The following is a 25,566-nucleotide window of genomic DNA, read 5'->3' as shown; positions in this document are numbered from 1 at the left end:
CAGCGAACGCGGATAATCGGGACTAATCGGAGACATCTGCGGCGTAGCCGTGCGATCAGATGCATCGCATCGCTTTGGCTGCCCGGCCAAGACCGGGAGAAACAAGCGCGCCATGTTCAGCTAAAATTCCGTGGCTCCTGGTTCGGCTGAAGGCTTGCCATCACACATGAACCGGAATCAGGTTGTACTGGTGAACTTCACTCTTGGATTTCGGCAAGTTATTTGAACTTAATTGCCAGAACGCCCTCGCTATCATGTCGTTATTCCCACCGCGCCTGTCAGAGGTGCCAAGAGTGTTAGGAACGGCAAGTGACATTGGCGCGGCGTACCGGATGGGTGTTTGCTGAACAATATTTGTGGCACGATACCCAGCGCTACAATCTGACCGTTGCTCCGAGCTTGACCGTGCAGCCGGGCGAGCATGCCGAGAACGAAGAAACCAAGCGGCGGTTCAGCAATCTCGTCGAAGTGTCCAGTCTGGCCGACGAACTTGTACGCATAAAGCCGCGACAGGCGTCTCGTGAGGAACTGCTGCGCTTCCATACGCCGCAATATCTTGATGCGCTCGAAAGCCTGTGCTTGTCGGGGGGTGGTCTTGCAGCATCAAAAACGCCGGTAGGGGCAGCCAGCTATGCCATCGCAAGGCTGGCGGTCGGCGGGGTGCTGAACGCGGTCGATGCCGTCGTTGAGGGACGTGTCGACAATGCCTATGTCTTATGCCGCCCCCCAGGCCATCATGCGAATTCTGACGCGGCCTATGGCTTTTGTCTGCTCGCGAACGGCGTGCTTGGGGTTAAACATGCTCAGCAAGTTCACGGGATCAGGCGGTTCGCCATCTTCGACTGGGATGTGCATCACGGAAATTCCGCGGAGACGGCCTTTCTGGAGGACCCGGACATCCTTACGATCTCGGTCCATCAGGACGATCTGTTCCCGCCCAAAAGAGGCAATCTCGGGGACATGGGATCGGGCGCCGGGCGAGGCGCTAACATCAACATCCCCCTGCCTCCCGGCTCAGGCTCGGGCGCTTATCGTGAGGCATTCGACAGGGTAGTGGTGCCGGCGATCGAGCGCTTCGCGCCGGAGATGATTTTTATTGCAAGCGGATTTGATGCGTCAGCAATGGATCCCCTGGGGCACATGATGCTCGCGTCGGCTGACTATGCCTATATGATGCGGGGACTTTTAGCGCTCGCGGAGCGCCATTGCGGCGGCCGCATCGTTGTCACGCATGAGGGCGGCTATTCCGCCGCATATGTGCCCTATTGCGGCCTCGCGGTGCTCGAAGAGCTCGCAAACCACAAGACCGGCATTGAGGATCCCTTCATGCAGCACATCTTGAGCTATGGCGGGCAACAACTCGCTGCGCACCAGCAAGCGCTGGTCGATGCGGTTCGCCAGCATCATGGCCTGGACGGACCCTGAAATATCGGGGCCCGTACGCGAGCGAGCAGAGACTTGCGATACCGGCAAGACTCCTAACCTGCACCGGGATTGAGCGGAGACCGACCAGGTCAACAAAAGCCCGGCCTGTGCCCGATCGTGGCCGTCAATGGAATGCCGGGGTCAAGCTTCAAGGCCAACTTCCAGGATCGATCCGAGCGTGAGCGCAGCAACTTGGCATCTGTCGGCTCGCCAGTGAAAAGGGACATGTTTTGATCGAACCGATGATATCTCGCGAAAAAGCAACCCATCGCTATGCGGCATTGTCCATGCTGACGCTGATATATGCACTCAATTTTCTTGATCGCCAGTTGCTCTCGATCCTTGCCGAACCGATCCGCCGCGACCTTGGCCTCACCGACACACAGCTCGGGCTTTTGAGTGGAATTGTGTTCGCGGCATTTTACACTTTATTCGGAGTGCCGGTCGGTTGGATCGCGGATCGCGCCAATCGCGTCCGGATCATATCATTCGCATGTGCCATCTGGAGCCTGTTCACCGCCCTTTGCGGACTTGCGACGAATTTTTGGCAGTTGGCGCTGGCGCGAATGGGAGTCGGCTTCGGCGAAGCCGGCGGCGCTCCTCCGTCCTACAGCTTGATTTCCGATTATTTTGCCCCGACCGAACGCGCCACGGCGCTGGCAGTCTATTCCATGGCTGTGCCCTTTGGCGCGATGATCGGCGCAGCCCTAGGGGGATTTATTGCTGCCGAATATGGATGGCGCATGGCCTTTTTCTGCTTGGGTGCCCCCGGCATCATCATGGCCGTATTGCTCGCGATTTTCGTGAAGGAACCTCGCCGGGGGCGCCTCGATAAGCTGCAGATAAGCGCTCCCACGCAGGACGCTTTGCCCACGTTTGGTGAAGCCGTCGCGGACTTTTTCGCCAATCCCATGTTGGCCCGCATTGCCGTCGCCGGCGGTCTTTCGGCATTCATCGGTTATGGGGCAATGTCCTGGAACCCGCCATTTCTCATGCGGGTCAAAGGCATGACTCTGACCGAGATCGCCTTCTACTACAGCATAGTGGTCGGCATAACCGGCATGATCGGAACGTTCGTTTCCGGCCGTCTGGCCGACATGCTAATGTCAAAGGACCGGCGTTGGGCGGCCTGGTTGCCCGCTATTGCGCTCTTCATCAGTATTCCGTTTTGGGTCGGTGTGCTGTGGGCGCCGACCTGGCCCATCGCTCTCGCGTTTCTGGTCGTGCCGTCTGTGGCCAACCTATTTTATCTCGCGCCTGCCTTGGCTCTCGTTCAGAACAGTGTCGCACCGAACCGACGCACGATTTCGGGCGCCATCATCCTGCTGATCATCAATCTGATCGGTCTCGGAGCCGGCCCCCTGTACATTGGCTGGATTTCAGACTGGGCCGCAAGTCGATACGATGTCAATTCCCTGAGCGTCGGCCTTGCGGCTCTGATACCTGTCATCGTCGTCGCGATCGGCGCCCAGCTATTTGCGGCCAGAGCAATCGGGAAGCCGCCGCAGGCGCTCCAGTTCAATAAATTCTGACACGAAATGCCGGGCGCTCCCCGGGCTGGATCGGATTGGGCAGCGGTATGGTCGCTTGGCTGCCCTTCACTCATATTGTCGAAAATCTGCATCCGACGCCGGCAACGACATGTCCAATAAGCGTTTGCACGGGCGGCAATGCGATGCTTGATATCGGCTCAATTCGACCGGCTCAAAATCCCGATTTCGCCCCCTGCGATGCGATCATGCGTGCGGCTCGACTCCGATAAAATGATCAGCCGGCGAAGACATATGAGGTCTTCACTGCCGTATAGAAGTCGATCGCGTAGCGGCCCTGTTCGCGGCTGCCATATGATGATTTCTTTCGGCCTCCGAACGGCACGTGATAATCGACGCCGGCCGTAGGCAGGTTGACCATCACCATCCCGGACATAGCATTCTGCCGGAACGCACGCGCATGCTTGAGGCTTGTCGTACAAATGCCCGCTGAGAGGCCAAATTCGGTATCGTTGGCGATGGCCAGGGCATGATCAAAATCATCGGCCTTAATCACCGCGGCCGCGGGCCCAAAAATTTCTTCGCGCGCGATACGCATCCGGTTCGATGCGCCGACGAACAAAGCCGGGGCCTGGTAAAGGCCGTTCCGCTCCCGCTCTAGCCGGTCTCCGCCGATCACCTGTGTGCCTTCGACCTTCGCGAGGTCGATATAGGCAAGGTTTTCGATCAACTGCTTTTCCGACGCGACCGGGCCGATTTCGCTGGAAGAGTCGAGGGCATGTCCGACCTTCAATGCAGCCATGGCAGTGGTCAGCCGGTCGACGAATGCATCGTGAATCCCGGATTGGACGACGAGCCGCGATGCCGCCGTGCATCGCTGCCCGGTCGAAAAAAAAGCGCTGTTGAGGCATGCGGCCACCGATAATTCCAGATCCGCATCATCGAGGATCACAATGGGGTTCTTGCCCCCCATCTCGAGCTGCAGCTTTTTCATGGCCGGGCCTGCTGAAGCGGCGATTTGTTGTCCGACGGGCGCAGACCCGGTGAACGATATTGCATCGATCTCGGGATGATCGACCAATTGCTTTCCGATCACCGAGCCCCGGCCCATTACAAGATTGAAGACACCTGGCGGGCATCCCGCATCGTCAAGGAGACCTGCAAGGACGTGCGAGCAAGCCGGCGTCAGTTCAGCAGGCTTCAATACCACACAATTGCCGAAAGCGAGCGCAGGCGCGACCTTCCAAGCGGGAATGGCAATCGGAAAATTCCAAGGTGTGATCAACCCCACCACGCCGAGGGGTTCGCGTGTGACTTCCACGTCGACGCCCGGCCGGGTGGATGCGATCAGGTCTCCCGCAATTCGGAGCGCCTCCTGGGCGAAGAATTTGAAGATTTGGCCTGCACGGACGGTCTCGGCAACAGCCTCCGCCAGGATCTTGCCCTCTTCACGGGCAAGAAGTTCGCCAATCTCGTCCTTTCGAGCGATGAGCGCGGTGCCCACCAGATCGAGGAGGTCCGCGCGGGTCTGGGGGCTGGAATTGCGCCAACCCGGAAAGGCCGCACGCGCCGCCAGGATGGCATCATTCACCTGAGCTTCCGAGGCCGACGCAAAATATCCGACAATATCTTTATCATCAGATGGATTGAAATTCGGGGTCGGAGCGCCCTCCACCCATGCGCCGCCGATCAGATTCCGGCGAAGCGTCTCGGCCATGGTAGTTTCCTATCGGTTTCGTCTCGATCCGCGTGCAAAAGTGCCGCTACGCGGCTTCGGCCTCGCATCCTGTCGCCGCAATTATGGAGGCTTCGAGAATGTCGAGGCCTTCGGCGAGAATACTCTCCGGGATCGTCAGCGGCGGCAGAAGGCGGATAACATTGAAGCGCGTACCGCAACCGAGCAGGATCAGGCCGCGCATCTCCGCTTCCCTGATCACCATATTCGTAAGAGCCGGATCGGGATTGCGTGTGTCGCGATCCGTAACAAGTTCAAACGCGACCATTGCGCCGGGACCCCGGATATCCCCGATACATTCCATACCTTGCCGATGCGCAAGGCTGGTGAGCCGGTCCGTGATCGTCCGGCCGATCGCCAGCGCGCGTTCGCAAAGCTGCTCCTCTTGGACAATTTCGATGACCGCGTTGGCGGCAGCGACCGCGAGAGGATTGCCCGCATAGGTGCCACCCAGGCCGCCTACATGAGCAGCGTCCATGAGATCTGCTCGGCCAACGACCGCTGAAAGGGGGAAGCCGCCCGCAAGCCCCTTGGCGAGGGTGACGAGATCGGCTTTTACTCCGCTCCCCTCCAGTGCGAACATGGCACCGGTTCTTCCGATCCCCGTCTGCACTTCGTCTGCGATCAGAAGGATGCCATGCTGGTCGGCGATATCGCGGATAGCTGCAAGAAATGCCGCTGGCGCTGGGACGAAGCCGCCTTCTCCTTGGATGGGTTCGATAATGATCGCTGCAACCCGGCTGGGATCGACATCGGCAGCAAGCAGCATCTCGAGACTGCGAAGCGCGTCGTCGATCGAGACGCCGTGAAAGTCGTTTGGGTAAGGCGCGTGATATACGTCCGCCGGAAAGGGGCCAAAGCCTGTCTTGTAAGGCGCCACTTTTCCGGTCAGCGCCATGCCCATCAGCGTGCGCCCGTGAAATCCGCCGGCAAAAGCAATGACAGCGGGACGGCCGGTGGCGATCCTCGCTATCTTTATGGCATTTTCGACCGCCTCCGCTCCAGTCGTGACCAGCATCGTCTTGGCCGGCCCTGCAATTGGGGCAAGCGCGTTAAGCCGCTCGGCGAGCCGTATATAGCCTTCGAAGGGGGCCACATGAAAGCAGGTGTGAGTGAACCGACTGGCCTGCTCGGCGACGGCTTTCATGATCTTGGGATGGCGATGCCCAGTATTGTTGACAGCGATGCCCGCTGCAAAATCGATATAATGTTTACCGTCGACGTCCCACATCTCAGCATTCTCGGCGCGGGCTGCGTAAATGCCTTTCGTGCCGATACCCGCGCTGACCGCCTTGAGATGGCGTTCGCGCAAGCTGTTCGTGTTTGTGCCCATAACATCCTCCCGTCGCAACGACAGGATGCTAGTCTTTATTAAAATTTTAAGCAACCGCTTTAAATATGCTTTGGTGTGTGCCGATAATGGGAGTCAAAGATAGGGGGGCGTGCAGGCAGAGAACAGGACCACCTCCTGATCGGACTGATTTCGAAAGCGATGCGGGGTCCGGCTATCGAACAGATAAGCGTCGCCGGGGCCGAGAAGGCTGCGCTGCGAGCCAATCGTCACTTCGAGGGTCCCCGAAATCACGATGCCGCCCTCGTGACCCGCATGCTCCAGCATCGACACGCCGGTGTCCGCGCCTGGTGGATAGCGTTCATGGAGGATCTGGAGGTTATGGCGCCGGGAATCCCCGACCTGCCTTATGGAGATTGGTGCCGAATCTTTCGACATTTTTGCCGTCAGTTCGAGAAACGAGGCGTGACGATGGAACACATTGTCGTTTTCCGGGCGATCCGGATCGAAAAATTCCGACATTGTCATGGGAACGCCACCCAGGATCTTCCTCAGCGTTGCGACCGACGGGCTGCTCCGGTTGGTTTCCACGAGGGATATCTGACCATGCGGCACCTGAGCGCGGTCCGCCAGCGCCCGCTGACTGAGGCCCGCCTCGGTGCGGATTTCTCGCAAACGAGCACCGACATCAAAGTCGGCGTTGAACGGCGTAGTCATTTCGTCATTCCCGATCTGGCGGTTGAGCCCGCTATTTTTCGGCCTTGGCGTCGATCGGATCGTGTTGCAACCTGAACGCTGCCTGGCTGACCCAAAGATACCTCCTGAAACGCGTGCCGAAGAGTGGCAACGACCGGCGACGTCGTCTCTCGCCAAACGAGGGCCAAATCAACGGTGATCGGCAGCGTCGCGACGGGGCGGAAAGTTAGTCCCGGCATCCTGAGATGCGACAGCGAGCGAGGAGCAAGGATGACACCCTCGCCGCTCGCCGCGAGGCTTGCTGCCGAAACGAAGTCGCTGGTGTCCTGAATGGAATGCGGGCGCCGCTTCTCTCGGCCCAGTAATTCGTTGACGGCCGCCGCAAACGCGCCGGTCTCGGCCGTTTGGGGAATTAGAAAGCATTCATCCACCAAATCCGCGACGGCAAGCTCCGGCAAACGAGCTAGTGGATGGCTCTCGGCCAATGCGATCAGAAGTGGCTCGCGATGCACGAGCTGGCCTTCCACATCTGCAGGATAATGTGCCCGGGGGCGGACTAAGCCGACATCGATGCGCAGGGCCTTTAATGCGGCAATCTGTTCGGGTGTCTCCATAGGAGAGATTTTGACCGCAATTTCGGGAAACCTTTCACGAATGATCGAAATGGCGGACGATAGAAGTCCGGTCATGGCGGCCGAAAAAACATACCCAATCCGAAACTCGCCTGCTTCTCCACGATTTGCCAATCGTCCAATACGTTCGCTTCTTTCAAAATGCGCCATCGTCGCCAGCGCTTCCGGATAGAAGGTATGGCCGGCACGCGTCAGCATCACAGCCGACCGACGCCCGCGGTGAAACAGTGGGCCGCCCACGACATCTTCCAATCGCTTAATGTGAGCGCTCAGCGCGGATTGCGCGAGGTCGAGCGATTGCGCCGCCCGTCCGAAATGAAGCGCTTCGGCAACAGCAATGAATGCGCGGAGGTGCCGTGTGTCGATCGACATTTATGATCGCAAAATAAGCTCATATGTCATGATTTGCGCTCTTTATTCGATGCAATCTTTCAGCGCAATGCGAGGCGCGCAGGAGGTGACATCATGGCGACGACAAATTTTGAATGGGACGACGCATTTTTGCTCGATGAGCAATTGACCGACAGTGAGCGGATGGTCCGCGATACCGCGCGTGCGTATGCGCAGGACAAATTGGCCCCGCGAGCGAACGAAGATTTCGCAAACGAGTTCACGGCGCCGGAGATATTTCGGGAAATGGGGGAAATCGGACTGCTTGGGCCAACTTTGGCTGCGGTATTTGGCGGATCCGAGGCCTCGTACGTCGCATATGGCCTGATTGCGCGTGAAATAGAACGCGTCGATTCAGGATATCGTTCGATGATGTCCGTTCAGTCGAGCCTCGTCATGTTTCCGATCCACGCCTATGGATCGGAAAAGCAGAAGCACAGTTTTCTGCCGAGGCTCGCGACTGGAGAAATGATCGGATGCTTCGGTCTCACCGAACCCGATGCTGGCTCGGACCCTGGCGGCATGCGTACTCGCGCGGTCAAGACCAAGGGGGGTTACCGGCTCACCGGCAATAAGACGTGGATCTCCAACTCCCCGATCGCTGACATATTCATCATCTGGGCCAGGTCCGACGAGCATGGCGGCGCCATTCGCGGATTTCTTCTGGAGAAAGGCTTGAGAGGTCTCTCTGCCCCGAAGATCGAGGGCAAGTTATCGTTGCGGACCTCGATAACGGGCATGATCAATCTCGACGATGTCGAAGTCGGCGAGGAAGCGCTGTTGCCGCACGTTGAAGGACTGAAAGGACCGTTCGGCTGCCTCAATCGCGCGCGCTATGGCATTAGCTGGGGCGCGCTAGGAGCAGCCGAATTCTGCTTTCACGCCGCAAGGCGTTACGGCCTCGACCGTGCCCAGTTCGGCCGGCCACTCGCTGCGACGCAACTTTATCAAAAGAAGCTAGCCGAGATGCTGACCGATATTACTTTGGGCCTCCAAGCGTCGCTACGCGTCGGGCGGCTGATGGACGAAGGGCGATTTACGCCCGATATGGTCTCACTTATTAAGCGCAACAATGTCGGCAAGGCGCTTGATATCGCAAGGGCCGCGAGAGATATGCATGGCGCGAATGGAATTTCGGGTGAGTATCACGTGATGCGCCACGCGATGAATCTTGAAACGGTCAACACCTATGAGGGCGCGCACGACGTCCACGCATTGATACTTGGCCGAGCTATCACGGGTATTTCAGCCTTCTGATCGCCTGCGCTGGCTGTGCGGCAATCAAGCTCGACAGCGGTTGACTATCGGACCGTGCAGCTCGCGCGGCAGGCGGCGGATGGGACTCCAAGATTGCGGACTGAGCGAAGGCCTTCCGGACTTCGGCGATCTGGCCTCCCATGCTGCGCTCAAGGCACGCGCTACAGGCTCTTTTTCATGATCTCCCGAACCGCGCGATCATTGGGCGAAATTCAAGAGAGATCCATTATCGGACTCTTACCGCCAAGGCTCCGCTGCCGCTCTCTCAGGCCCCGACGCAGGGGTCGCCATCACGTGGGCGCAGTTGACGACCGCTATATAGCAATTCGCTAAAATCCGATTCGTGCCCGGCAATCTACGCTGGAGAGGGCGAGGCAACGCCATCGCGCTCGCTTGCTGGAAATGCCGAATGAGGGAGGAAATGAGGGAGGGCGCGAGCTGGGCGCGCACTTTTCCCAATAATTTCATGCGCTTAGAGCGAAGCTGTGGATGCCCCGTGAGGATTCGAACCTCAATAGACGGAATCAGAATCCGTAGTCTTACCATTAGACGACGGGGCAAAGAGGGGCGCGCAATATGATTGCGAGGGCCGCCTGTCAAGGCCGGAGCGGCGGCCCGTACAAGCCCGCTTGCCCTGACGCATTTCGCCGCTAGCATCATCCCATAACAAAAGAGGGGCCGCGCGCCCGCGCGGATGCCCGAAGGAGTGGGTTGATGCGTCATGTCGCGATCGTCGGATCGGGCCCCGCGGGCTATTACACCGCCGAAACATTGCAGAAGGCCGACGATGTCGCGGTCGATGTCATCGACAGGCTGCCCGTGCCCTACGGCCTGATCCGCACCGGCGTCGCGCCCGATCACCAGTCGATCAAGGCGGTGTCGCGCCGCTACGAAGGCGTCGCGCTCACCGACAATGTCCGCTTCGTCGGCCACGTCTCGGTCGGCAGCGACGTAACGATCGACGAGCTTGTCGGCCTCTACGACGCGGTCGTGCTCGCGACCGGCGCGCCGAACGACCGCCCGCTCGACATCCCCGGCGCCGACCTCGACGGCGTGATCGGCAGCGCCGCCTTCGTCGGCTGGTACAACGGCCATCCCGACTTCGCCGACCTCGATCCGCCGCTCGGCGCGCCCGGCGTTGCCGTGATCGGCAATGGCAATGTCGCCTTGGACGTTGCTCGCATCCTGGCGAAGACGCCGGCCGAATTCGCCGGCAGCGATATCGTCACCCATGCCCGCGCCGCACTCGCCGAAAGCGCGGTACGCCATATCCATATCCTCGGCCGCCGCGGCCCGCACCAGATCGCGATGACGCCGAAGGAGCTCGGCGAACTCGGCCATCTCGAGCGCGCGAGCCCGCGCGTCGATCCCGCCGACCTGCCGCCCGAAGGCGACGATGCGCTGCTCGAGCCCGGGATGCGCAAGTCGGTGACGCACCTCCGACAATTCGCCGCCAACCCCGTCGCCAAGCCGGTGACGATCGATTTCGATTTCTTCGCGATGCCCGTGGCGATCGAGGGGGACGGCCGCGTCCAACGCGTGATCGTCGAACGCACAACGCTCGACGCCGACCTGCGTAGCCACGGCACGGGCGAGACCTACGCCGTCGATGCCGGACTCGTGGTCAGTTGCATCGGCTATCAGACGCCGCCGATCGCGGGCGTCCCCTATGAGCATGGGCGCGGGCGCTTCGCGAGCGACGAAGGCCGCATCCTGCCCGGCCTCTACGCCGTCGGCTGGGCGCGGCGCGGCCCGTCGGGAACGATCGGCACGAACAAGCCGGACGGCGCGCGCATCGGCGAGATGGTGCTTGCGGATATCGGGCGCGGCGCGGGCAAGGCGGGGCGCCCGGGGCTCGATGCGCTGCTCGCGAGCCGGGGCATCGCCCCCGTCACCTTCCGCGACTGGCGCCGGATCGAGGAAGCCGAGGTTGCCGCTGCACTCGACGGCCACCCGCGCGAGAAATTCACCAGCATCGAGGCAATGCTCGGCGCCATCGGGCGGTGAAGGAGCGCGGTCGCACCGCGCTGCGCTGGTTGCTCGCGCTCGCCTATGGCTATGCGGGCTATCTCCATGTCGTGCGCCCCGCCCCGTTTATCGCGATCACCCCGCCATGGGTGCCCGCGCCCGAGATCGTCGTGGCGGCGACCGGCATCGCCGAGATTGCCGGCGCGATCGGGCTGATGATTCCGCAGGCGCGCAAGGCCGCGGGCTTGGGCCTCGCGCTTTATGCCCTGTGTGTCTGGCCCGCAAATTTCCACCACGCGTTGGCCAACATCGCGATCGGCGGCGAGACACTCGGCTGGTGGTACCACGGCCCACGCCTCGCCGCGCAGCCGCTGATCATCTGGTGGGCGCTCTGGGCAAGCGAGGCGGTCGACTGGCCGTTCGGGAAGACAGAAGTACCCCAACGCCGTTCGCCCTGAAAGCGGAAGGCGCTATTTGGCGACGGGCGTTTCACCCGGCGGGTCGCCGGCATGCGCTTTGGCATAGGCCTCGACCGCCTTCAGCACGCGCAGCATGTTGCCACTCGCGATCTTTTCGAGGTCGGCCTGCGAATAGCCGCGCTTCGCCAGTTCGGTGAACAGCGCCGGATAGCCCGACACATCTTCCATGCCGACGGGCGCCGAATCCATCCCGTCATAATCGCCGCCGAGCCCGATATGATCGACGCCGATCGTCTTTTTGAGATGATCGATATGATCGGCGACCTTCGCGACACTGGTCGTCGGCGCGGGGTTGGCGGCGTCCCACGTCTTGAGCGCGGCCGCCTCCGCCGCCGGGTCGCCCGGATAGAGCGACTTCAGCCGCGCCGCCTCGGCGGTACGCGCGAGGCCTTGCGCGCGGACGTCGGCATCGAGGAAGCTCGGTAACAGCACGATCATCACGATCCCGCCATTCGCCTTCACCGCGGGCAGCACGCTGTCGGGGACGTTGCGCGGATGCGGGTTGATGGCGCGCACCCCCGAATGGCTGAACATCACCGGCGCCTGCGAGGTTTCGAGCGCGTCCTTCATCGTCGCCTCGCTGACGTGGCTCAAATCGACGATCATGCCGATGCGGTTCATTTCGCGAACGACCTGTCGTCCGAAATCGGTGAGTCCGTCATGCGCAGGCGCATCGGTCGCGGCGTCGGCCCAGCTCAGATTCTTCGAATGCGTCAGCGTCATGTAGCGCGCGCCGAGGTCGTACATCTGGCGCAACACCGCGAGCGACGAGCCGATCGAATGACCGCCCTCCATGCCGAGCATCCCGGCGACCTTGCCCGCCTTCATCGCCTTTTCGAGCTCGGCCGAGGTCGATGCGAGCGCGAGGTCGTCCGGATAGCGCGCGACGAGCCGCTTCATCACGTCGATCTGCTCGAGCGTCTGCTGCACCGCCTGCCCCTCGTTCGGATTGCTCGGCACATAGACCGACCAGAATTGGGCGCCGACATGGCCCTTGCGCAGCCGCATCAGATCGGTGTGCATCGCGATCTCGGGCGGGGTTGCGTCGGGCCTGGCGGTGTCGGTCGTGTCCTGGAAATCGAAGCCGTTGATCATATTGTCGACGCGCCCGCGCAGCGCCCAGGGCACGTCATTATGCCCGTCAAATACCGGCGCCTTCTTCAGCGCGGCTTCGGCGGTCGCTTCGGGTGATTTTTGCGCCAGGGCGGGGGTAGAGATCAGGGCGAAAGCGGCAAGGCCGGCGAGCAGGTGCGACATGTTCATGGTGCGCGACCTTAAGTCCTTGGCCCGGCGGCGCAAGCCTTGCTTGACGGGGACGTCAACGCCGCGCAGCATCGGCGCATGACAGCCTTCGACGACTGGCGCGCAAGGTCGCCCTATTATGACGAAACCCACGAAGCGCTGGCGCAAAGCGTCCGCCGGTTCGTGTCGCGCGAGATCGCGCCGCACATCGACCGCTGGGAGGCCGAAGGCGAGCTGCCGCGCGAACTCCACAAGAAGGCGTCCGACGCGGGCATCCTTGGCCTGCGCTATCCCGAACAATATGGCGGCCATTCGGAAGGCTTCGACAATTTCCATGGCTTGGTGCTGACCGAGGAACTCGCGGCGGTCGGCGCGGGCGGGCTCGGCGCGTCGTTGATGACGCACGGCATCGGCCTGCCGCCGATCCTCGCATTGGGGTCGGACGAACTGAAACAGCGCGTCGCGCCGCCGGTACTCGCGGGCGACAAGATCATCGCGCTCGGCATCACCGAAGCGGGCGGAGGCAGCGACGTCGCGAACCTCAAAACGACGGCGGTTCGCGACGGTGGCAGCTACATCGTCAACGGCGGGAAGATGTTCATCACCAGCGGGATGCGCGCCGACTGGCTCACCTGCGCGGTGAGAACCGGCGGCCCGGGCGCCGCGGGCATCTCGCTGCTGCTGATCGAGATGGACGCGCCCGGGGTCGAGCGCACGCGGCTCGACAAGATGGGCTGGCGCTGCAGCGACACCGCCGCGATCCACTTCGGCGATGTCCGCGTCCCCGCCGAGAATCTGATCGGTCCCGAGAATGGCGGCTTCATCGGCATCATGCGCAATTTCAACAGCGAGCGGCTCGGCATGGCAATGGGCTGCTGCGCCTATGCCCGCGTCGCGATGGCGGAGGCCGCCGAATGGGCGCAGAGCCGCGAAACCTTCGGCAAACCGCTCGTCGGCCACCAGTCGATCCGCATCAAGCTCGCCGACATGGAACGCCAGATCGAAGCGACGCAGGCGTGGGTCGACCTCTGCGCGTGGCAGGTGAAAGAGGGCAAGGACCGCCCAGCGGACTTCGCGATGCTGAAGGTTCAGGCGACGCGGATGCTCGAAAGCGTAGCGCGCGAGGCGGCACAGATCCTCGGCGGCGCGAGCTATATCACCGGCAGCAAGGTCGAACGCATCTACCGCGAGGTCCGCGTCAATGCGATCGGGGGCGGCAGCGAGGAAATCATGCTCGATTTGGCGGGACGGCAACTCTTCGGAGGAGGAAAGAAATGAACGAGATTGCTCGAAGCTGGCCCGCGGAGGCCGAAACTCTCCTATCCGACCTCGTCGACCTTCGCCGCGCGATCCACCGCGAACCCGAGCTCGGGCTTCAGAACCCCAAGACGCTCGCGAAGATCAAGCAGGCGCTCGCCGGGCTGCCGCTCGAGTTTCGCGAGGGGCCTTCGACCACCGGCCTCGTCGCGATCCTGCGCGGGCCCGCCAACGGCCGCACCGTGTTGCTGCGCGGCGACATGGATGCGTTGCCCTTGCTCGAAGATACCGGGCTCGATTTCTCTTCGGAGATCAGCGGCGCGATGCACGCCTGCGGGCACGACACGCATGTCGCGATGCTCGTCGGCGCGGCGAAGCTGCTCTGCGCGGCGCGCGATCGGCTCCCTGGCACCGTGATGTTCATGTTCCAGCCGGGCGAGGAGGGCCATCATGGCGCGCGCTTCATGCTCGATGACGGGATCATCGACCCGCTGCCCGATGCCGCCTTTGCGCTCCACATCATGCCCAACGCGCCGCACGGCATCTTCGCCGGGCGCGCCGGGCCGCTGCTCGCCTCGTCCGATGTCCTGTCGATCACCGTGAAGGGCGCGGGCGGGCATGCCTCGATGCCGCACGACAGCATCGACCCGATCCCCGTTGCCTGTGCGATCGTCACCGCGATCCAGACGATGGTGACGCGCCGCATCTCGGTTTTCGACCCCGCCGTCGTCACCATCGCAAAGATCGCCGCAGGAACGACGAACAATATCATCCCCGAAAGTGCCGAAATGCTCGGCACGATCCGCACGCTGTCGCCCGAACGCCGCGCGATGGTCGCGCGCGAACTGAAGCGCCTCGCCCCCGCGATCGCCGAAGCGCACGGCTGTACCGCCGCGGTGCAGATCGAGGAGGGCTTCCCCGTCACCATCTGCGACAGCCGCGCGGTGAGCTTCGGCCAGTCGGTCGTCGAGGCGACCTTTGGCGAGCAGGCCTGGCTGACGATGGACAATCCGGTGATGGGCGCCGAGGATTTCTCCTACGTCCTCGAGAAAGTCCCCGGCGCGATGTTCTGGCTTGGCGCGAGCGAGGCGGGCAGCGACTGGCGCCAATGTTGCGGGCTCCACAGTAACCATATGGTGCTCGACGAGAGCGTGATGGCGCGCGGCGCCGCCTTGCACGCCGCGCTCGCCGAACGCTTTCTCAACGAAGGATTCAACGCATGATCAACATCATCGGCGCGATCCTGTCGGGCCTGATCATCGGCGCACTGGCGCGCTTCTTCTACCCCGGCGCGGTAGAGATGGGATGGGTCGCGACGATCCTGCTCGGCATCGGTGGCTCGCTGCTCGCCGGCCTCGCCACCTCGCGCGGCCGCGGCGATTTCCACCGCGCCGGCTGCCTCGCCTCGGTGATCGGCGCGATCGTGTTGATTTTGGTTGGGCGGCTGGTCGGTGTAGGCGGTTAGGGCACCAAAACCGTATCGACCGCCTGCGGCAGCAGGTCGGGATAGTCGAGCGTATAATGCAGCCCGCGGCTTTCCTTGCGGTGGAGCGCGCTCCTGACGATCAGCTCGGCGCATTGCAGCAGGTTGCGCAGTTCGATGAGGTCGGTGGTGACGCGAAAGTGGCCGTAATAATCCTCGACCTCGTGCGTCATCATGTCGATGCGGTGCCGCGCGCGTTCGAGCCGCTTCGTGGTGCGGACGATGCCGACATAGTTCCACATGAAACGGCGGATCTCGGTCCAGTTTTGCTTGATCACGACCTCTTCGTCCGAATCGGTCACGCGGCTTTCGTCCCACGGCCGGATCGGCGGCGGGGCGTCGAGCTCATCCCAGCGCGCGACGATGTCCCTTGCCGCCGCCTCGCCGAAGACGAAGCATTCGAGCAGCGAGTTCGACGCGAGGCGGTTCGCGCCGTGCAACCCGCTTTCGGTGCATTCGCCTGCCGCATAAAGCCCGGGCAGGTCGGTGCGCCCTTCGAGGTCGATCAGCACCCCGCCGCACGTATAATGCTGCGCGGGCACCACCGGGATCGGCTGCTTCGTCATGTCGATGCCCAGCGTCAACAGCTTTTCATAGATGTTCGGGAAATGCCCCGCGACGAAATCGGGGTCCTGATGGCTGATGTCGAGATGGACATAATCGAGCCCGAAGCGCTTGATCTGATCGTCGTTCGCGCGCGCGACGACGTCGCGCGGCGCAAGTTCGGCGCGCGCGTCATAATCCGGCATGTAACGGTGCCCCGTGACGGGGTGCTTCAATATCCCGCCCTCGCCGCGCACCGCTTCGGTGATCAGGAAATTCTTGACGTCGAGATTATAGAGGCAGGTCGGGTGGAACTGCATCATCTCCATGTTCGACACGCGCGCGCCCGCGCGCCATGCCATCGCGATGCCGTCGCCGGTCGCGCCGCGCGGGGCGGTGGAGAATTGATACACGCGCCCTGCCCCGCCGCTGGCGAGGATCGTCGCGCGGCCGACATACGCGTGGACTTCGCCGCTCTTCTCGTCGAGCGCATAGACGCCCCAGACACGCCCCGAACCCGAATAGCGTAGCTCATGGCGCCCGGTGATCAGGTCGATGCACGCCTGTCCGGGCAGCAGGGTAATGTTCGGATGCGCCTCCGCAGTCTTGAGCAGCGCCGCCTGCACTGCCCAGCCGGTCGCGTCGTCGACATGGACGATGCGGCGGTGCGAATGCCCGCCCTCGCGCGTCAGGTGGAGCGCCTCGGCGTCCTTGTTGAACGGCACGCCCATTTCGACGAGACGCTCGATCGCATGCGGGGCATTCTCGATCACGAACTCGACCGTGTCGCGCCGGTTCAGGCCGGCGCCGGCGACCATCGTGTCCTCGATATGATTCTCGAACGTGTCGCCCGCATCGAGCACCGCCGCGATGCCGCCCTGCGCCCAGGCTGTCGACCCGCCGGTCAGCTCGCCCTTCGCGAGCACCAGCACGCGGCAATGATCGGCGAGCGCGATCGCGGCGGTCAGCCCCGCGGCGCCCGAGCCGATGATGATGACGTCATGCTGCATTTCGGTGGACAAGGCAGGCTCCTCTCGGCCGTCGGTGCGCGCACCTATACGCGAAAGCGGCGGCGGTTCAATTCGATGCGCGCCCTTGCCGCAACCGCCCTCGCCGCCTAGCAAAGCCGCGAAGGAGAAGCCCCCTGTCCCTGTTTCGCATCCTAGCCGTCGCCCTGATCGCGGTTCTCGGTTTCGGCACGCCCGCACTGGCCGCACCCGGCTGCACCCTCGGCGCACCGGGAACGACGCAGCGCGTCGCGGTCGGCGACACCGGGCGTTCGATGCTGATTCATATTCCCGTCGGGGTGCGCCGCATCCGCGATCGGCCGCTCGTCTTCCTTCTCCACGGCAGCACCGGAAATGGGCAGGAAATGCTCCGCCATTCGGGGCTCGCCGCGACCTCCGACCATCACGGCTTCCTGCTCGCGGCGCCCGATGCCGGCATTCCCGCTGGCAAGGGCTTCGTCTGGAACATCCCCGGCGTGCCGACCGTCACCGGCGCGTTGCCGACCGCCGACGATCCCGACGACGTCGCCTATCTGACCGCCGCGATCGACTGGCTTGCCGGGCAGAGGTGCATCGATGCCGAGCGTGTCTACGCGACGGGCCTGTCGGGCGGCGGGCGCATGACCTCGTGGCTCGGCTGCGTCGCGTCGGATCGCTTCGCGGCGATCGCACCCGTCGTCGGGCTTCGCGCCGGCAATCCTTCACCCGGCGATCCGCAGCGCCCCGACCCCGCAACCTGTCGGCCGGAGAAGGCGGTTCCGGTCTATGCCTTTGCGGGCAGCGACGACACGACCAACCCCGTCGCGGGCGGCGGTGCCGGCTATTGGCAATATTCGATGGCGACCGCGCTCGCGCGCTGGGCCGAGCTCGATCGCTGCAGCACCGGCCCCGAAACCGTCCCCGTTTCCGAGACCGCCGAAGAGCAAATCTATTCGAACTGCCTCGGCAACGCGCGCGTCGCAGGGCGTATCGTCCAGGGTCGCGGCCACGAATGGGTCGCCGATAATGAGGCGATGTGGGCCTTTTTCGCGCGCTACCGGCGCTGAGCCTCAGGCCGCGCTGCGCGTCAGGTTGAGGAAGACGTCCTCAAGGTCCGCCTCGCGCGTCGAAACATCGACGATGCCGTGCCCCATCGCGTTCACCGCCGCGAGCACTTCGCCCGCGTTCATCCGGTCCTTGTTATAGCTGATCGCGAGCCCGCGCGTCCCGTCGCGCTCGACCTTTTCGAACGCCGGATGCGTCGGCAGCACCGTGACATCGGCGTCGAGCGTCACGACGACGATCTTTTCGCGCGCCATGTCGACCAGCTCGCGCGTCGGCTTGTTCGCGATCAGCTTGCCATGGTTGATGATCGCGATGCGGTCGCAGAGCTCCTCGGCTTCCTCCAGATAGTGCGTCGTGAGCACCACGGTCACGCCGCGATCGTTGAGGCTCTGCACATATTCCCAGAGTTGCTGACGAAGCTCGATATCGACCCCCGCGGTCGGTTCGTCGAGCACGATGATCGGCGGCGAATGCACCATCGCCTTCGCGACGAGAAGCCGGCGCTTCATGCCGCCCGACAGCGTGCGCGCATAGGCGTCGCGCTTGTCGCTGAGATGCACCGCGGCGAGCAGCTCGTCGGAAATACGCTTGTCCTTGGGCACGCCGTATAGCCCCGCCTGATTCTCCAGCGTCTCGAACGGCGTGAAAAAGGGATCGAAGACGATCTCCTGCGGCACGATGCCGATCGAATATTTGGCGTTGCGCGGGTCGGCGTCGATGTCGAAGCCCCAGATGCTCGCATGGCCGCCGGTCTTGTTGACGAGGCCGGCGAGGATGTTGATCAGCGTCGACTTGCCCGCGCCGTTCGGCCCGAGCAGCCCGAAGATTGCCCCTCGCGGTACGTCGAAACTGACATTGTCGAGCGCCTGCTTGCCGCCGGCATAGATTTTGGAGACGGCGTCGATGCGGATGGCGGCTTCACTCATGGCCGCCTCCATAGCCGCGCGTCGGCCCACGCGAAAGGCATCATCGCCGATAGATTTTCTGCTGACCGGGGGCGTTAACGCTAAATTGGAAACTTGCCGCTAGGACGAGGCCTGTGGGGACCAGTCACATCTTTTGCCCGCTGCCTATGCAGCGCGGGCTAGCCATCGCTGCGCTCTTGATCGCGCCCGCCCTCGCCGCGCCGGCGCTGGCACAGGGCGGCGCGCAGGGCGAGGCCGAAGCCATCGTGCTTCGTCCGCTTTCCTTCTTCAAGGTGAACGACCTTCATTTCGGCGACATCATCCCGTCGGCGAGCGCGGGAACGGTGACGATCGAGCCCGACGGGTCGCGAAGCCGCACCGGGGGCGTCACGCTCGCGGGTAACGGCGGCGAACCTGCGCGCTTCGCCGGGCTCGGCAGTTTCAACCGTCAGGTCAATATATCCCTGGGATCGAATATGATCTGGATCACCGGACCGGGTACAAGGATGCGCGTCCGCAATTTCGAAATCGGCAGCACGCCGACCGCGATCCTGTCGACCGCGCCGACGCGATTTCGAATCACCTCGCCGCTTGGCAATTACAACTTCCCTGTCGGCGGAACGCTCGAGGTCGGAGCGAACCAGGCGCCGGGCGATTACAGCGGCACGTTCACGATCACGCTCAACTATCTTTAGGCCTTCCTGTGGGGGGAAGACGGCACCGGGGGACCACTTGCGCCCATGCGGCGTTTGCACCGGTGCCGTCACGGCCCTGCCGTCATCGCGCAGACCCGATTGCCGAGCCTTCGCGGCCTTGCTATGGGCGCGATCGATGACCCAGCCCGCACCCGAAACCATCCGCACGCCCAAGACCCGCATCGCCTGCGACGGCACCGGCGACGGCCTCGCCGATGCGGCGCTCGGCCATCCGCGCGTGTGGCTCGAAATCGACCCCGACGAAGGCTTCGCCGATTGCGGCTATTGCGACCGGCGGTTCGTCCTCATCGGCGGGATCGCCGATAAAGCTTAGGCCGCCGGCCGGAAGTAAACGGCCGATTTACCAACCCCATGCATCAGTGATGAAGGTCCCGCTGGCATAGTATGTGCCAGACAGGAGCAGAATCTGTGGGGATTCGAGGGACCAGAAACTGTCGGGGCGCGGCTCGCGTCCTGGCCATCGCCGTGGCAACGGCGATCGCGGCGCTATGCGGACCAGCGCACGCCGCCGACCTGGGCGGCACCGCCAATGCCGCGGTCGTTCGTCCGAACACGCTGATCAAGACCGACGATCTCGACTTTGGCACGCTGATCAGCGGCCCGACGGGCGGCACGGTGACGATCAACCCCCTCACCAACGGGCGCGGCGCGACCGGCGGCGCGACACTCGTCGGCAACGACGGCCGCCGCGCGGTGTTCCAGGGCACCGGCGGTATCTTCCTGATCACCGTATCGGGCAGCACCTCGGCCACGCTCACGCGCGCGGGCGGCGGCGCTCCGGCGATGACCGCGACCCTCGTCCGCGCCGCGAGCACCAGCGGCGGCGGCATCGCGCTGCTGGGCGGCACATTGCTGCCGAGCGGGGTGCAGACCTATTATATCGGCGGCACGCTCAACGTCCCAGCGAACCAGCCCGCGGGGAGTTACAGCGGGACATTCACGCTCACCGTCAATTATCTCTGAGCGCTGGCGCCGACGCTTGCGCGTGCCTATATCGGGCCGATGACAAGCCCGACCGATCCCCGCCGCTTCCTTTATCGTGCCGACGCGCTCGACCCCGATCTGGCGCAGAAGCTCGCGCGCGAAGCGCTCGCCAAGGCCGATGACGGCGAACTCTACCTGCAATATCGCGCGACCGAGAGCTTCGGCTTCGACGACGGGCGATTGAAGACCGCCGACTATTCGACCGACGCGGGTTTCGGCCTGCGCGCCGTATCGGGCGAGATGACGGGCTTTGCGCACGCGAGCGATGTCAGCGCCGGTGCGATCCGCCGCGCGGCCGAGACGCTCGCGTTGCTCGACCCCGCCGGGCAGGCGCCCGCCGGCCCGCCGCCGCGCACCAACCGCCATCTTTATGACGAAGCGAACCCGCTCGACCTCATCCCCTTCGCAAAAAAGGTCGAGCTCTGCCAAAAGGTAGATGCCGCAGCGCGCGCGCGCGACCCGCGCGTCGTGCAGGTGTCGGTTGCGCTGGCGGGCAGCTGGTCGGTGGTCGAAATCGTCCGCGCCGACGGCTTCGTCGCGACCGACATCCGCCCGCTCGTCCGCCTCAACGTCTCGATCGTCGTCGAGGAGAACGGGCGTCGGGAATCGGGCTATTTCGGCCTCGGCGGCCGTTACATGTACGACCATCTGTTCGAGGAAGCGCAGTGGAACCGCGCGATCGACGAGGCGCTGTCGCAGGCGCTCGTCAACCTCCGCGCAGTCGACGCCCCCGCGGGCGAGTTCACCGTGTTGCTCGGTCCCGGCTGGCCCGGCGTGCTTCTGCACGAAGCGGTCGGTCACGGGCTCGAGGGCGATTTCAACCGCAAGGGCACCAGTGCTTTTTCGGGCCGGATCGGCGAGCGCGTCGCCGCGCCCGGCGTCACCGTCGTCGACGATGGCGCGATGGAAAGCCCGGTCGGCGGCGGTCGCCGCGGGTCGCTTTCGATCGACGACGAAGGCACCCCGACCGGCGAGACGATCCTGATCGAGGACGGTATTTTGAAGGGCTATATGCAGGACCGCCTCAACGCACGGCTGATGGGCGTCGAACCCACAGGCAACGGCCGCCGCGAAAGCTTCGCGCACGCGCCGATGCCGCGGATGACCAACACTTTCATGCGCGGCGGGAACGACGATCCCGCCGAGCTTCTGAGCCGCGTCAAGAACGGTATCTTCGCCAAGAGCTTCGGCGGCGGACAGGTCGATATCGTGTCGGGCAAGTTCGTCTTTTCCTGCACCGAAGCGTACAAGATCGAGAACGGCAAGCTGGGCGACTCGATCAAGGGCGCGACGCTGATCGGTGATGGTCCGAGCGTGCTGACCAAGGTCACGGGCATCGGCAACGACATGGCGATCGACGAAGGCATCGGCATCTGCGGCAAGGGCGGCCAGAGCGTCCCCGCCGGGGTTGGCCAGCCGACCTTGCTGGTCAGCGGGCTGACCGTGGGCGGGACGGCCTGACCCCCATATCGTCATGCCGGGCCTGGTCCGGCATCCATGACGCCATCGCCGCAATGGACCCCGGATCAAGTCCGGGGCGACGATGGTGATTTGCGCCTGTGATCGCCCTCACTTGGCGTTCGCCCGATCAGCGCATATAACAGCGTCAAACAAGAACAGGTTTCGGTCGCATCATCCGTGGGGGGATCCCTCGCAACAGGGAGGATAATATGCGTTCGAGTCTGCGTTTCGTTTCCGTCGCCGCTATCGCCGCGATGCTCGCCGCCGTTCCCGGCTCGGCGCAAAAGACCACCGGTCCCAAAGAGCGTTACGAGATGGACGTCGCGACCGCGTCGGGGTTCGCCGCGATGACCGCGGGCGGGCGCAAGCCCGGCATGGGCGGGATGATGGGGATGATGTTCGGGGGCGGCCCCGACAATCAGGTCGCGCGCACGATCGAACTTCGCCTGGGGGCAAACCAGCCGCCGACCAAGCCGCCCGTGCGCGCCGATCATTTCTTCCAGCCGCAGGCGAAGCTTGGCGCGTCATTGCCGTTATGGGGGCCCGAGCCCAGCCAGCCGCGTCCGCGCGAGGACGGCAATGAAATGCCCGACAATTTCGAGCGGCCCAAGGGCCGCCTGATGCTTTATTGGGGCTGCGGCGCCAAGGCCGGGCCGGGGCAGCCCGTCGTGATAGACTTTGCCAAGGTCGCGGCGGGGCAAGTGCCGCCGAACCTCTTTACCTCGACCGTCCCGCGCATCCGCGAGGTGATGGCGTCGAACAGCGCCTCCTATGCCGACTGGCCGAACCGCAAATCGTCGAAGGCGGTGCCGAAGGACAGCTCGCTGCTCGGCGCGCACCGCATCGCGGGCAATGTCGGGCCGGATATCAATTTCACCCTCGCGCAGGATTATATGCCTGCGCTGACTGCGTCGACCGCGATGCAGGGCGACGGGTCGGTGATGATCCGCTGGAACGCGCTCCAGCCAGCGACCGGCTACGTCGCCTGGGCGTTCGGCGGCATGGACCGCGGCGGTGGGAACGGCGACATGATATGGTGGACCAGCAGCGCATCGCAGCAGTTCGGCGGCGGGCTGTGGGACTGGCTGCCGCCCGCGACCGTCGCCAACCTCGTGACCAGAAAGATCGTGATGCCGCCCGCGCAGACGAGCTGCCAGATTCCGGCCGAGGTCAAAAAGGCGTCGGGCGAAATGATGTTCGGAAACCTCAACGCCTTTGGCCCCGAAGCCAATTTCTCCTATCCGCCCAAGCCCGCGGGCAACGCCGTGTGGAATATCGACTGGACCGCGAAAGTCCGCTTCCGTTCGCACACCATGCTGATGATCGGCGCCGATTTCGGCGGCATGGGCGGATCGTCGACAGGCGGCAGCGCCCCGGCAGAGCCTGCAAAAAAGAAAAAGTGCAAGGGTCCGTTCGGCATCCCGCTCCCCGACGGGGCGTGCTGAAACGGCGGCGAGTCAGCCCCTGTTCACGCGTGATCGCGTAAGAGGGCGCCGGGTAGGGTATGATGAAGACAGGAGTCGAACCATGCGTCACCTCATCCCGGCGCTCATTGCCGCCGCGGCTGTAACCGCCGCCCCCGCCGCCATGGCGCGCGAGAAGCTCGAACCCGAAGCACAGCTTGCCAAGCTGCTCGAAGGCCGCGTCGCTGGCGAACCGCAGGACTGCATCCCGCTCTCGACCGCGCGCAGCTCGCAGATCATCGACAAGACAGCGATCGTCTACAAGGTCGGCAGCACCTATTGGGTCAACCGGCCGAAGGGCGGCGCCGAATCGCTCGACGACGACGATATCCTCGTCCTCAGGACGACGGGTAGCCAGCTGTGCAGCATCGACACGCTCGAACTGCACGATCGGACGAGCCGCATGTACAGCGGCTTCGTGTCGCTCGGGGAGTTCGTCCCCTATCGCCGCGCGAAGGGCGAATAAGGATCATCCGTTCCCTCATGGCGAGGAGCCGAACGAAACGCGGCAATCCAGAGCTTGCGTAAACCGCTCTGGATTGCTTCGCTCCGCTCGCAATGACAAATGACTTGGACATATCGCCCGCCCCGCCACCCGCCGACTGGGCCCGGCAGCTCCTCGCCTTCTGGTTCGAAGCGCACGGCATGGACGACTGGTACGGCGGCGGCGCCGATTTCGACGCGGCGGTCCGCGACCTGGCCGAGGGCTGGCACGAAGCGCTCCGCTCGCAGCCGGCGGAGAGCTTCCTGACCGACCCCGACACGGCGCTCGCCGCGACGATCCTCTTCGACCAGGTGCCGCGAAACATCTATCGCGGCCACGCCGATGCCTTTGCGACCGACAGCCTCGCGCGCGCCATCGCGCGCGGGATCGTCGAACGCGGCTGGCAAGAAAACTGGCCCGACGAACGCCGCCAGTTCGCCTGCCTGCCCTTCCAGCACAGCGAGGACATCGGCGACCAGCGCGAATCGCTGCGCCTGTTCGCGCGCTTCGGCGATCCGATGTTCCAGGATTATGCGAAGAAGCATTTCGACATCGTCGACCGCTTCGGCCGCTTCCCCCACCGCAACGAAGCGCTCGGCCGCGCGACGCGTCCCGAGGAAGAAGCGGCGATAGAAGAGGGCAAGAATTGGTGATAGGGCGGGCTGCAAACGGAGATCAGCCATGGCCGAATTCACCGATACGCTGACCGACAAGCATATCGCCTTCATCGAAAGGCAGCCGGTCTATTTCACCGCGACCGCCGCCGCCGATGCGCGCATCAACCTGTCGCCCAAGGGCTATGCCGACAGCTTCCGCGTCCTGTCGGATACGCGGGTCGCCTATCTCGACCTCGGCGGATCGGGGAACGAGACCCACGCGCATCTCGCCGCTGACGGCCGCATCACGATCATGTTCTGCGCCTTCGATCGCAGCGCGCTGATCCTGCGCATCTATGGTCGCGGCCGCGCCGTGCTGCCGCAGGATGCCGAGTGGGAGGCGCTTGCGGCGCATTTCACGCTGATTCCGGGCACGCGCCAGATTTTCGTGATCGATATCGACAGCGTGCAGACGAGCTGCGGCTGGGGCGTGCCGATGATGGAATTGCAGCATGAGCGCGACACGCTGCAGAAATACCACCGTCAGGCCGACCGCGACCTCTGGGTCGAAAAATTCAAGGGACGCACGCAAAGCATCGACGGGCTGCCCACGCGCCCGACCGACCGCTTCATCGCGGGCGACGCCTGATGCCGCTGGTCGAGCTGGTGCGTCTTCCCAACGGTGCGGAGGCCGAGCTGCTGCGCGGCCGGCTCGAAAGCGCCGGCGTCCACGCTGTGTGCTTCGATGCGGGCATGAACATCGCCGAAAGCGTCGGGCTGCTCATCCCCGTGCGCGTGATGGTGCTCGACGAGGATCTGAGCGAAGCGCAGGCGCTGATGGCCGAGTTTACCACACCCTAGAGTCGTGGTTTCCTCACTTCGTCATTGCGAGGAGCGAAGCGACGCGGCAATCCAGCGGGACGTAAGCCGCCCTGGATTGCTTCGCTCCGCTCGCAATGACGAGCCTGTAAAACGCAACCAACCCCGCATCCGTTCGTCCCTAATCCTGTGAAAACGC

General features: G+C 63.6%; 25 protein-coding genes and 1 tRNA gene. 18 read left to right on the top strand and 8 right to left on the bottom strand.

Features of this window, described 5'->3' with window-relative positions:
* Positions 1-309 precede the first annotated feature (309 nt).
* Both HDC29_RS00660 and HDC29_RS00655 read left to right on the top strand, forming a co-directional pair.
* Entirely contained in the window at positions 310-1,425 is a 1,116-nt protein-coding gene (locus HDC29_RS00660) for a class II histone deacetylase (protein WP_179493549.1), read from the top strand.
* Positions 1,426-1,655: 230 nt separating this feature from the next.
* On the top strand, positions 1,656-2,957 hold the full coding sequence (locus tag HDC29_RS00655; RefSeq protein WP_179493548.1) for an MFS transporter: 1,302 nt from the start codon (positions 1,656-1,658) through the stop codon (positions 2,955-2,957).
* Positions 2,958-3,192: 235 nt separating this feature from the next.
* Here HDC29_RS00655 and HDC29_RS00650 read toward each other — a convergent pair whose 3' ends face one another.
* The 4 genes from HDC29_RS00650 to HDC29_RS00635 form a co-directional block, all read right to left on the bottom strand.
* A complete protein-coding gene (locus HDC29_RS00650; RefSeq protein ID WP_179493547.1) occupies positions 3,193-4,632 on the bottom strand; it encodes an aldehyde dehydrogenase family protein in 1,440 nt (479 codons plus the stop codon).
* A 46-nt stretch (positions 4,633-4,678) separates the two neighbouring features.
* Complete coding sequence (gene gabT, locus HDC29_RS00645; RefSeq protein ID WP_179493546.1) at positions 4,679-5,983, bottom strand: 4-aminobutyrate--2-oxoglutarate transaminase; 1,305 nt, start codon at positions 5,981-5,983, stop codon at positions 4,679-4,681.
* Between the two features lie 93 nt (positions 5,984-6,076).
* Positions 6,077-6,658: a cupin domain-containing protein gene (locus HDC29_RS00640; protein WP_179493545.1), complete on the bottom strand. Its 582-nt coding sequence runs from the start codon at positions 6,656-6,658 to the stop codon at positions 6,077-6,079.
* Entirely contained in the window at positions 6,655-7,641 is a 987-nt protein-coding gene (locus HDC29_RS00635; protein WP_179493544.1) for a LysR substrate-binding domain-containing protein, read from the bottom strand. The genes HDC29_RS00640 and HDC29_RS00635 overlap by 4 nt, the downstream gene beginning before the upstream one ends.
* 93 nt (positions 7,642-7,734) lie before the next feature.
* On the opposite strand from HDC29_RS00635, the gene HDC29_RS00630 reads away from it, so the two are divergent.
* Positions 7,735-8,916 carry an acyl-CoA dehydrogenase gene (locus HDC29_RS00630; RefSeq protein ID WP_179493543.1) on the top strand — a complete coding sequence of 394 codons (1,182 nt, stop codon included), beginning with the start codon at positions 7,735-7,737 and terminating at the stop codon, positions 8,914-8,916.
* A gap of 486 nt (positions 8,917-9,402) precedes the next feature.
* Here HDC29_RS00630 and HDC29_RS00625 read toward each other — a convergent pair.
* A tRNA-Gln gene (locus tag HDC29_RS00625) sits at positions 9,403-9,476 on the bottom strand.
* A gap of 154 nt (positions 9,477-9,630) precedes the next feature.
* Between HDC29_RS00625 and HDC29_RS00620 the strand changes: the two genes are divergently transcribed.
* Together HDC29_RS00620 and HDC29_RS00615 are read left to right on the top strand one after the other, a co-directional pair.
* The gene (locus HDC29_RS00620; protein WP_179493542.1) at positions 9,631-10,923 is read left to right on the top strand and encodes an FAD-dependent oxidoreductase; all 1,293 of its coding nucleotides are present in this window, start codon (positions 9,631-9,633) and stop codon (positions 10,921-10,923) included.
* Complete coding sequence (locus tag HDC29_RS00615; RefSeq protein ID WP_179493541.1) at positions 10,920-11,342, top strand: DoxX family protein; 423 nt, start codon at positions 10,920-10,922, stop codon at positions 11,340-11,342. The genes HDC29_RS00620 and HDC29_RS00615 overlap by 4 nt, the downstream gene beginning before the upstream one ends.
* 12 nt (positions 11,343-11,354) lie before the next feature.
* Here HDC29_RS00615 and HDC29_RS00610 read toward each other — a convergent pair whose 3' ends face one another.
* Positions 11,355-12,626 (bottom strand): dipeptidase, encoded by a 1,272-nt coding sequence (locus tag HDC29_RS00610; protein ID WP_179493540.1) that lies wholly within the window; start codon positions 12,624-12,626, stop codon positions 11,355-11,357.
* 78 nt (positions 12,627-12,704) lie between these two features.
* On the opposite strand from HDC29_RS00610, the gene HDC29_RS00605 reads away from it, so the two are divergent.
* The 3 genes from HDC29_RS00605 to HDC29_RS00595 are packed head-to-tail and all read left to right on the top strand — an operon-like array spanning position 12,705 to position 15,327.
* Positions 12,705-13,883, top strand: a complete 1,179-nt coding sequence (locus tag HDC29_RS00605) for an acyl-CoA dehydrogenase family protein (RefSeq protein ID WP_179493539.1) — start codon at positions 12,705-12,707, stop codon at positions 13,881-13,883.
* A complete protein-coding gene (locus tag HDC29_RS00600) occupies positions 13,880-15,085 on the top strand; it encodes a M20 family metallopeptidase (protein WP_179493538.1) in 1,206 nt (401 codons plus the stop codon). The genes HDC29_RS00605 and HDC29_RS00600 overlap by 4 nt, the downstream gene beginning before the upstream one ends.
* The gene (locus tag HDC29_RS00595) at positions 15,082-15,327 is read left to right on the top strand and encodes a GlsB/YeaQ/YmgE family stress response membrane protein (protein ID WP_179493537.1); all 246 of its coding nucleotides are present in this window, start codon (positions 15,082-15,084) and stop codon (positions 15,325-15,327) included. The genes HDC29_RS00600 and HDC29_RS00595 overlap by 4 nt, the downstream gene beginning before the upstream one ends.
* On the opposite strand, the gene nadB is transcribed toward HDC29_RS00595, so the two are convergent.
* Complete coding sequence (gene nadB, locus HDC29_RS00590) at positions 15,324-16,898, bottom strand: L-aspartate oxidase (protein ID WP_179497093.1); 1,575 nt, start codon at positions 16,896-16,898, stop codon at positions 15,324-15,326. The two genes, HDC29_RS00595 and nadB, sit on opposite strands and share 4 nt — an antisense overlap.
* A 272-nt stretch (positions 16,899-17,170) precedes the next feature.
* Between nadB and HDC29_RS00585 the strand changes: the two genes are divergently transcribed.
* The gene (locus tag HDC29_RS00585; RefSeq protein ID WP_179493536.1) at positions 17,171-17,941 is read left to right on the top strand and encodes a PHB depolymerase family esterase; all 771 of its coding nucleotides are present in this window, start codon (positions 17,171-17,173) and stop codon (positions 17,939-17,941) included.
* Positions 17,942-17,944: 3 nt separating this feature from the next.
* Here the strand turns inward: HDC29_RS00585 and HDC29_RS00580 are convergent, their stop codons facing one another.
* Positions 17,945-18,865, bottom strand: coding sequence for an ABC transporter ATP-binding protein (locus HDC29_RS00580; protein ID WP_179493535.1), 921 nt, complete (start codon positions 18,863-18,865; stop codon positions 17,945-17,947).
* A 176-nt stretch (positions 18,866-19,041) separates the two neighbouring features.
* On the opposite strand from HDC29_RS00580, the gene HDC29_RS00575 reads away from it, so the two are divergent.
* From HDC29_RS00575 to HDC29_RS00535, 9 genes are all read left to right on the top strand, one after another.
* Complete coding sequence (locus HDC29_RS00575) at positions 19,042-19,539, top strand: DUF4402 domain-containing protein (protein ID WP_257017974.1); 498 nt, start codon at positions 19,042-19,044, stop codon at positions 19,537-19,539.
* A gap of 136 nt (positions 19,540-19,675) precedes the next feature.
* On the top strand, positions 19,676-19,873 hold the full coding sequence (locus HDC29_RS00570; RefSeq protein WP_179493534.1) for a zinc-finger domain-containing protein: 198 nt from the start codon (positions 19,676-19,678) through the stop codon (positions 19,871-19,873).
* A 152-nt stretch (positions 19,874-20,025) separates the two neighbouring features.
* Positions 20,026-20,523: a DUF4402 domain-containing protein gene (locus HDC29_RS00565; protein WP_179493533.1), complete on the top strand. Its 498-nt coding sequence runs from the start codon at positions 20,026-20,028 to the stop codon at positions 20,521-20,523.
* Between the two features lie 39 nt (positions 20,524-20,562).
* On the top strand, positions 20,563-22,005 hold the full coding sequence (gene tldD / locus HDC29_RS00560) for a metalloprotease TldD (protein WP_179493532.1): 1,443 nt from the start codon (positions 20,563-20,565) through the stop codon (positions 22,003-22,005).
* 209 nt (positions 22,006-22,214) lie between these two features.
* Positions 22,215-23,450 (top strand): hypothetical protein, encoded by a 1,236-nt coding sequence (locus tag HDC29_RS00555; RefSeq protein WP_179493531.1) that lies wholly within the window; start codon positions 22,215-22,217, stop codon positions 23,448-23,450.
* Positions 23,451-23,532: 82 nt separating this feature from the next.
* Positions 23,533-23,934, top strand: coding sequence for a hypothetical protein (locus HDC29_RS00550; RefSeq protein ID WP_179493530.1), 402 nt, complete (start codon positions 23,533-23,535; stop codon positions 23,932-23,934).
* Between the two features lie 104 nt (positions 23,935-24,038).
* A complete protein-coding gene (locus HDC29_RS00545; RefSeq protein WP_257017971.1) occupies positions 24,039-24,605 on the top strand; it encodes a DUF924 family protein in 567 nt (188 codons plus the stop codon).
* A gap of 28 nt (positions 24,606-24,633) precedes the next feature.
* The gene (locus HDC29_RS00540) at positions 24,634-25,197 is read left to right on the top strand and encodes a pyridoxamine 5'-phosphate oxidase family protein (RefSeq protein ID WP_179493528.1); all 564 of its coding nucleotides are present in this window, start codon (positions 24,634-24,636) and stop codon (positions 25,195-25,197) included.
* On the top strand, positions 25,197-25,409 hold the full coding sequence (locus HDC29_RS00535; protein WP_179493527.1) for a DUF2007 domain-containing protein: 213 nt from the start codon (positions 25,197-25,199) through the stop codon (positions 25,407-25,409). The genes HDC29_RS00540 and HDC29_RS00535 overlap by 1 nt, the downstream gene beginning before the upstream one ends.
* Positions 25,410-25,566: the final 157 nt, after the last annotated feature.

The sequence above is a fragment of the Sphingopyxis sp. JAI108 genome, assembly GCF_013410105.1.
GTDB lineage: Bacteria > Pseudomonadota > Alphaproteobacteria > Sphingomonadales > Sphingomonadaceae > Sphingopyxis > Sphingopyxis chilensis.
The sequence above is the reverse complement of the archived record's forward strand: the minus strand, read 5'-3'. Positions and strand labels throughout refer to the sequence as shown.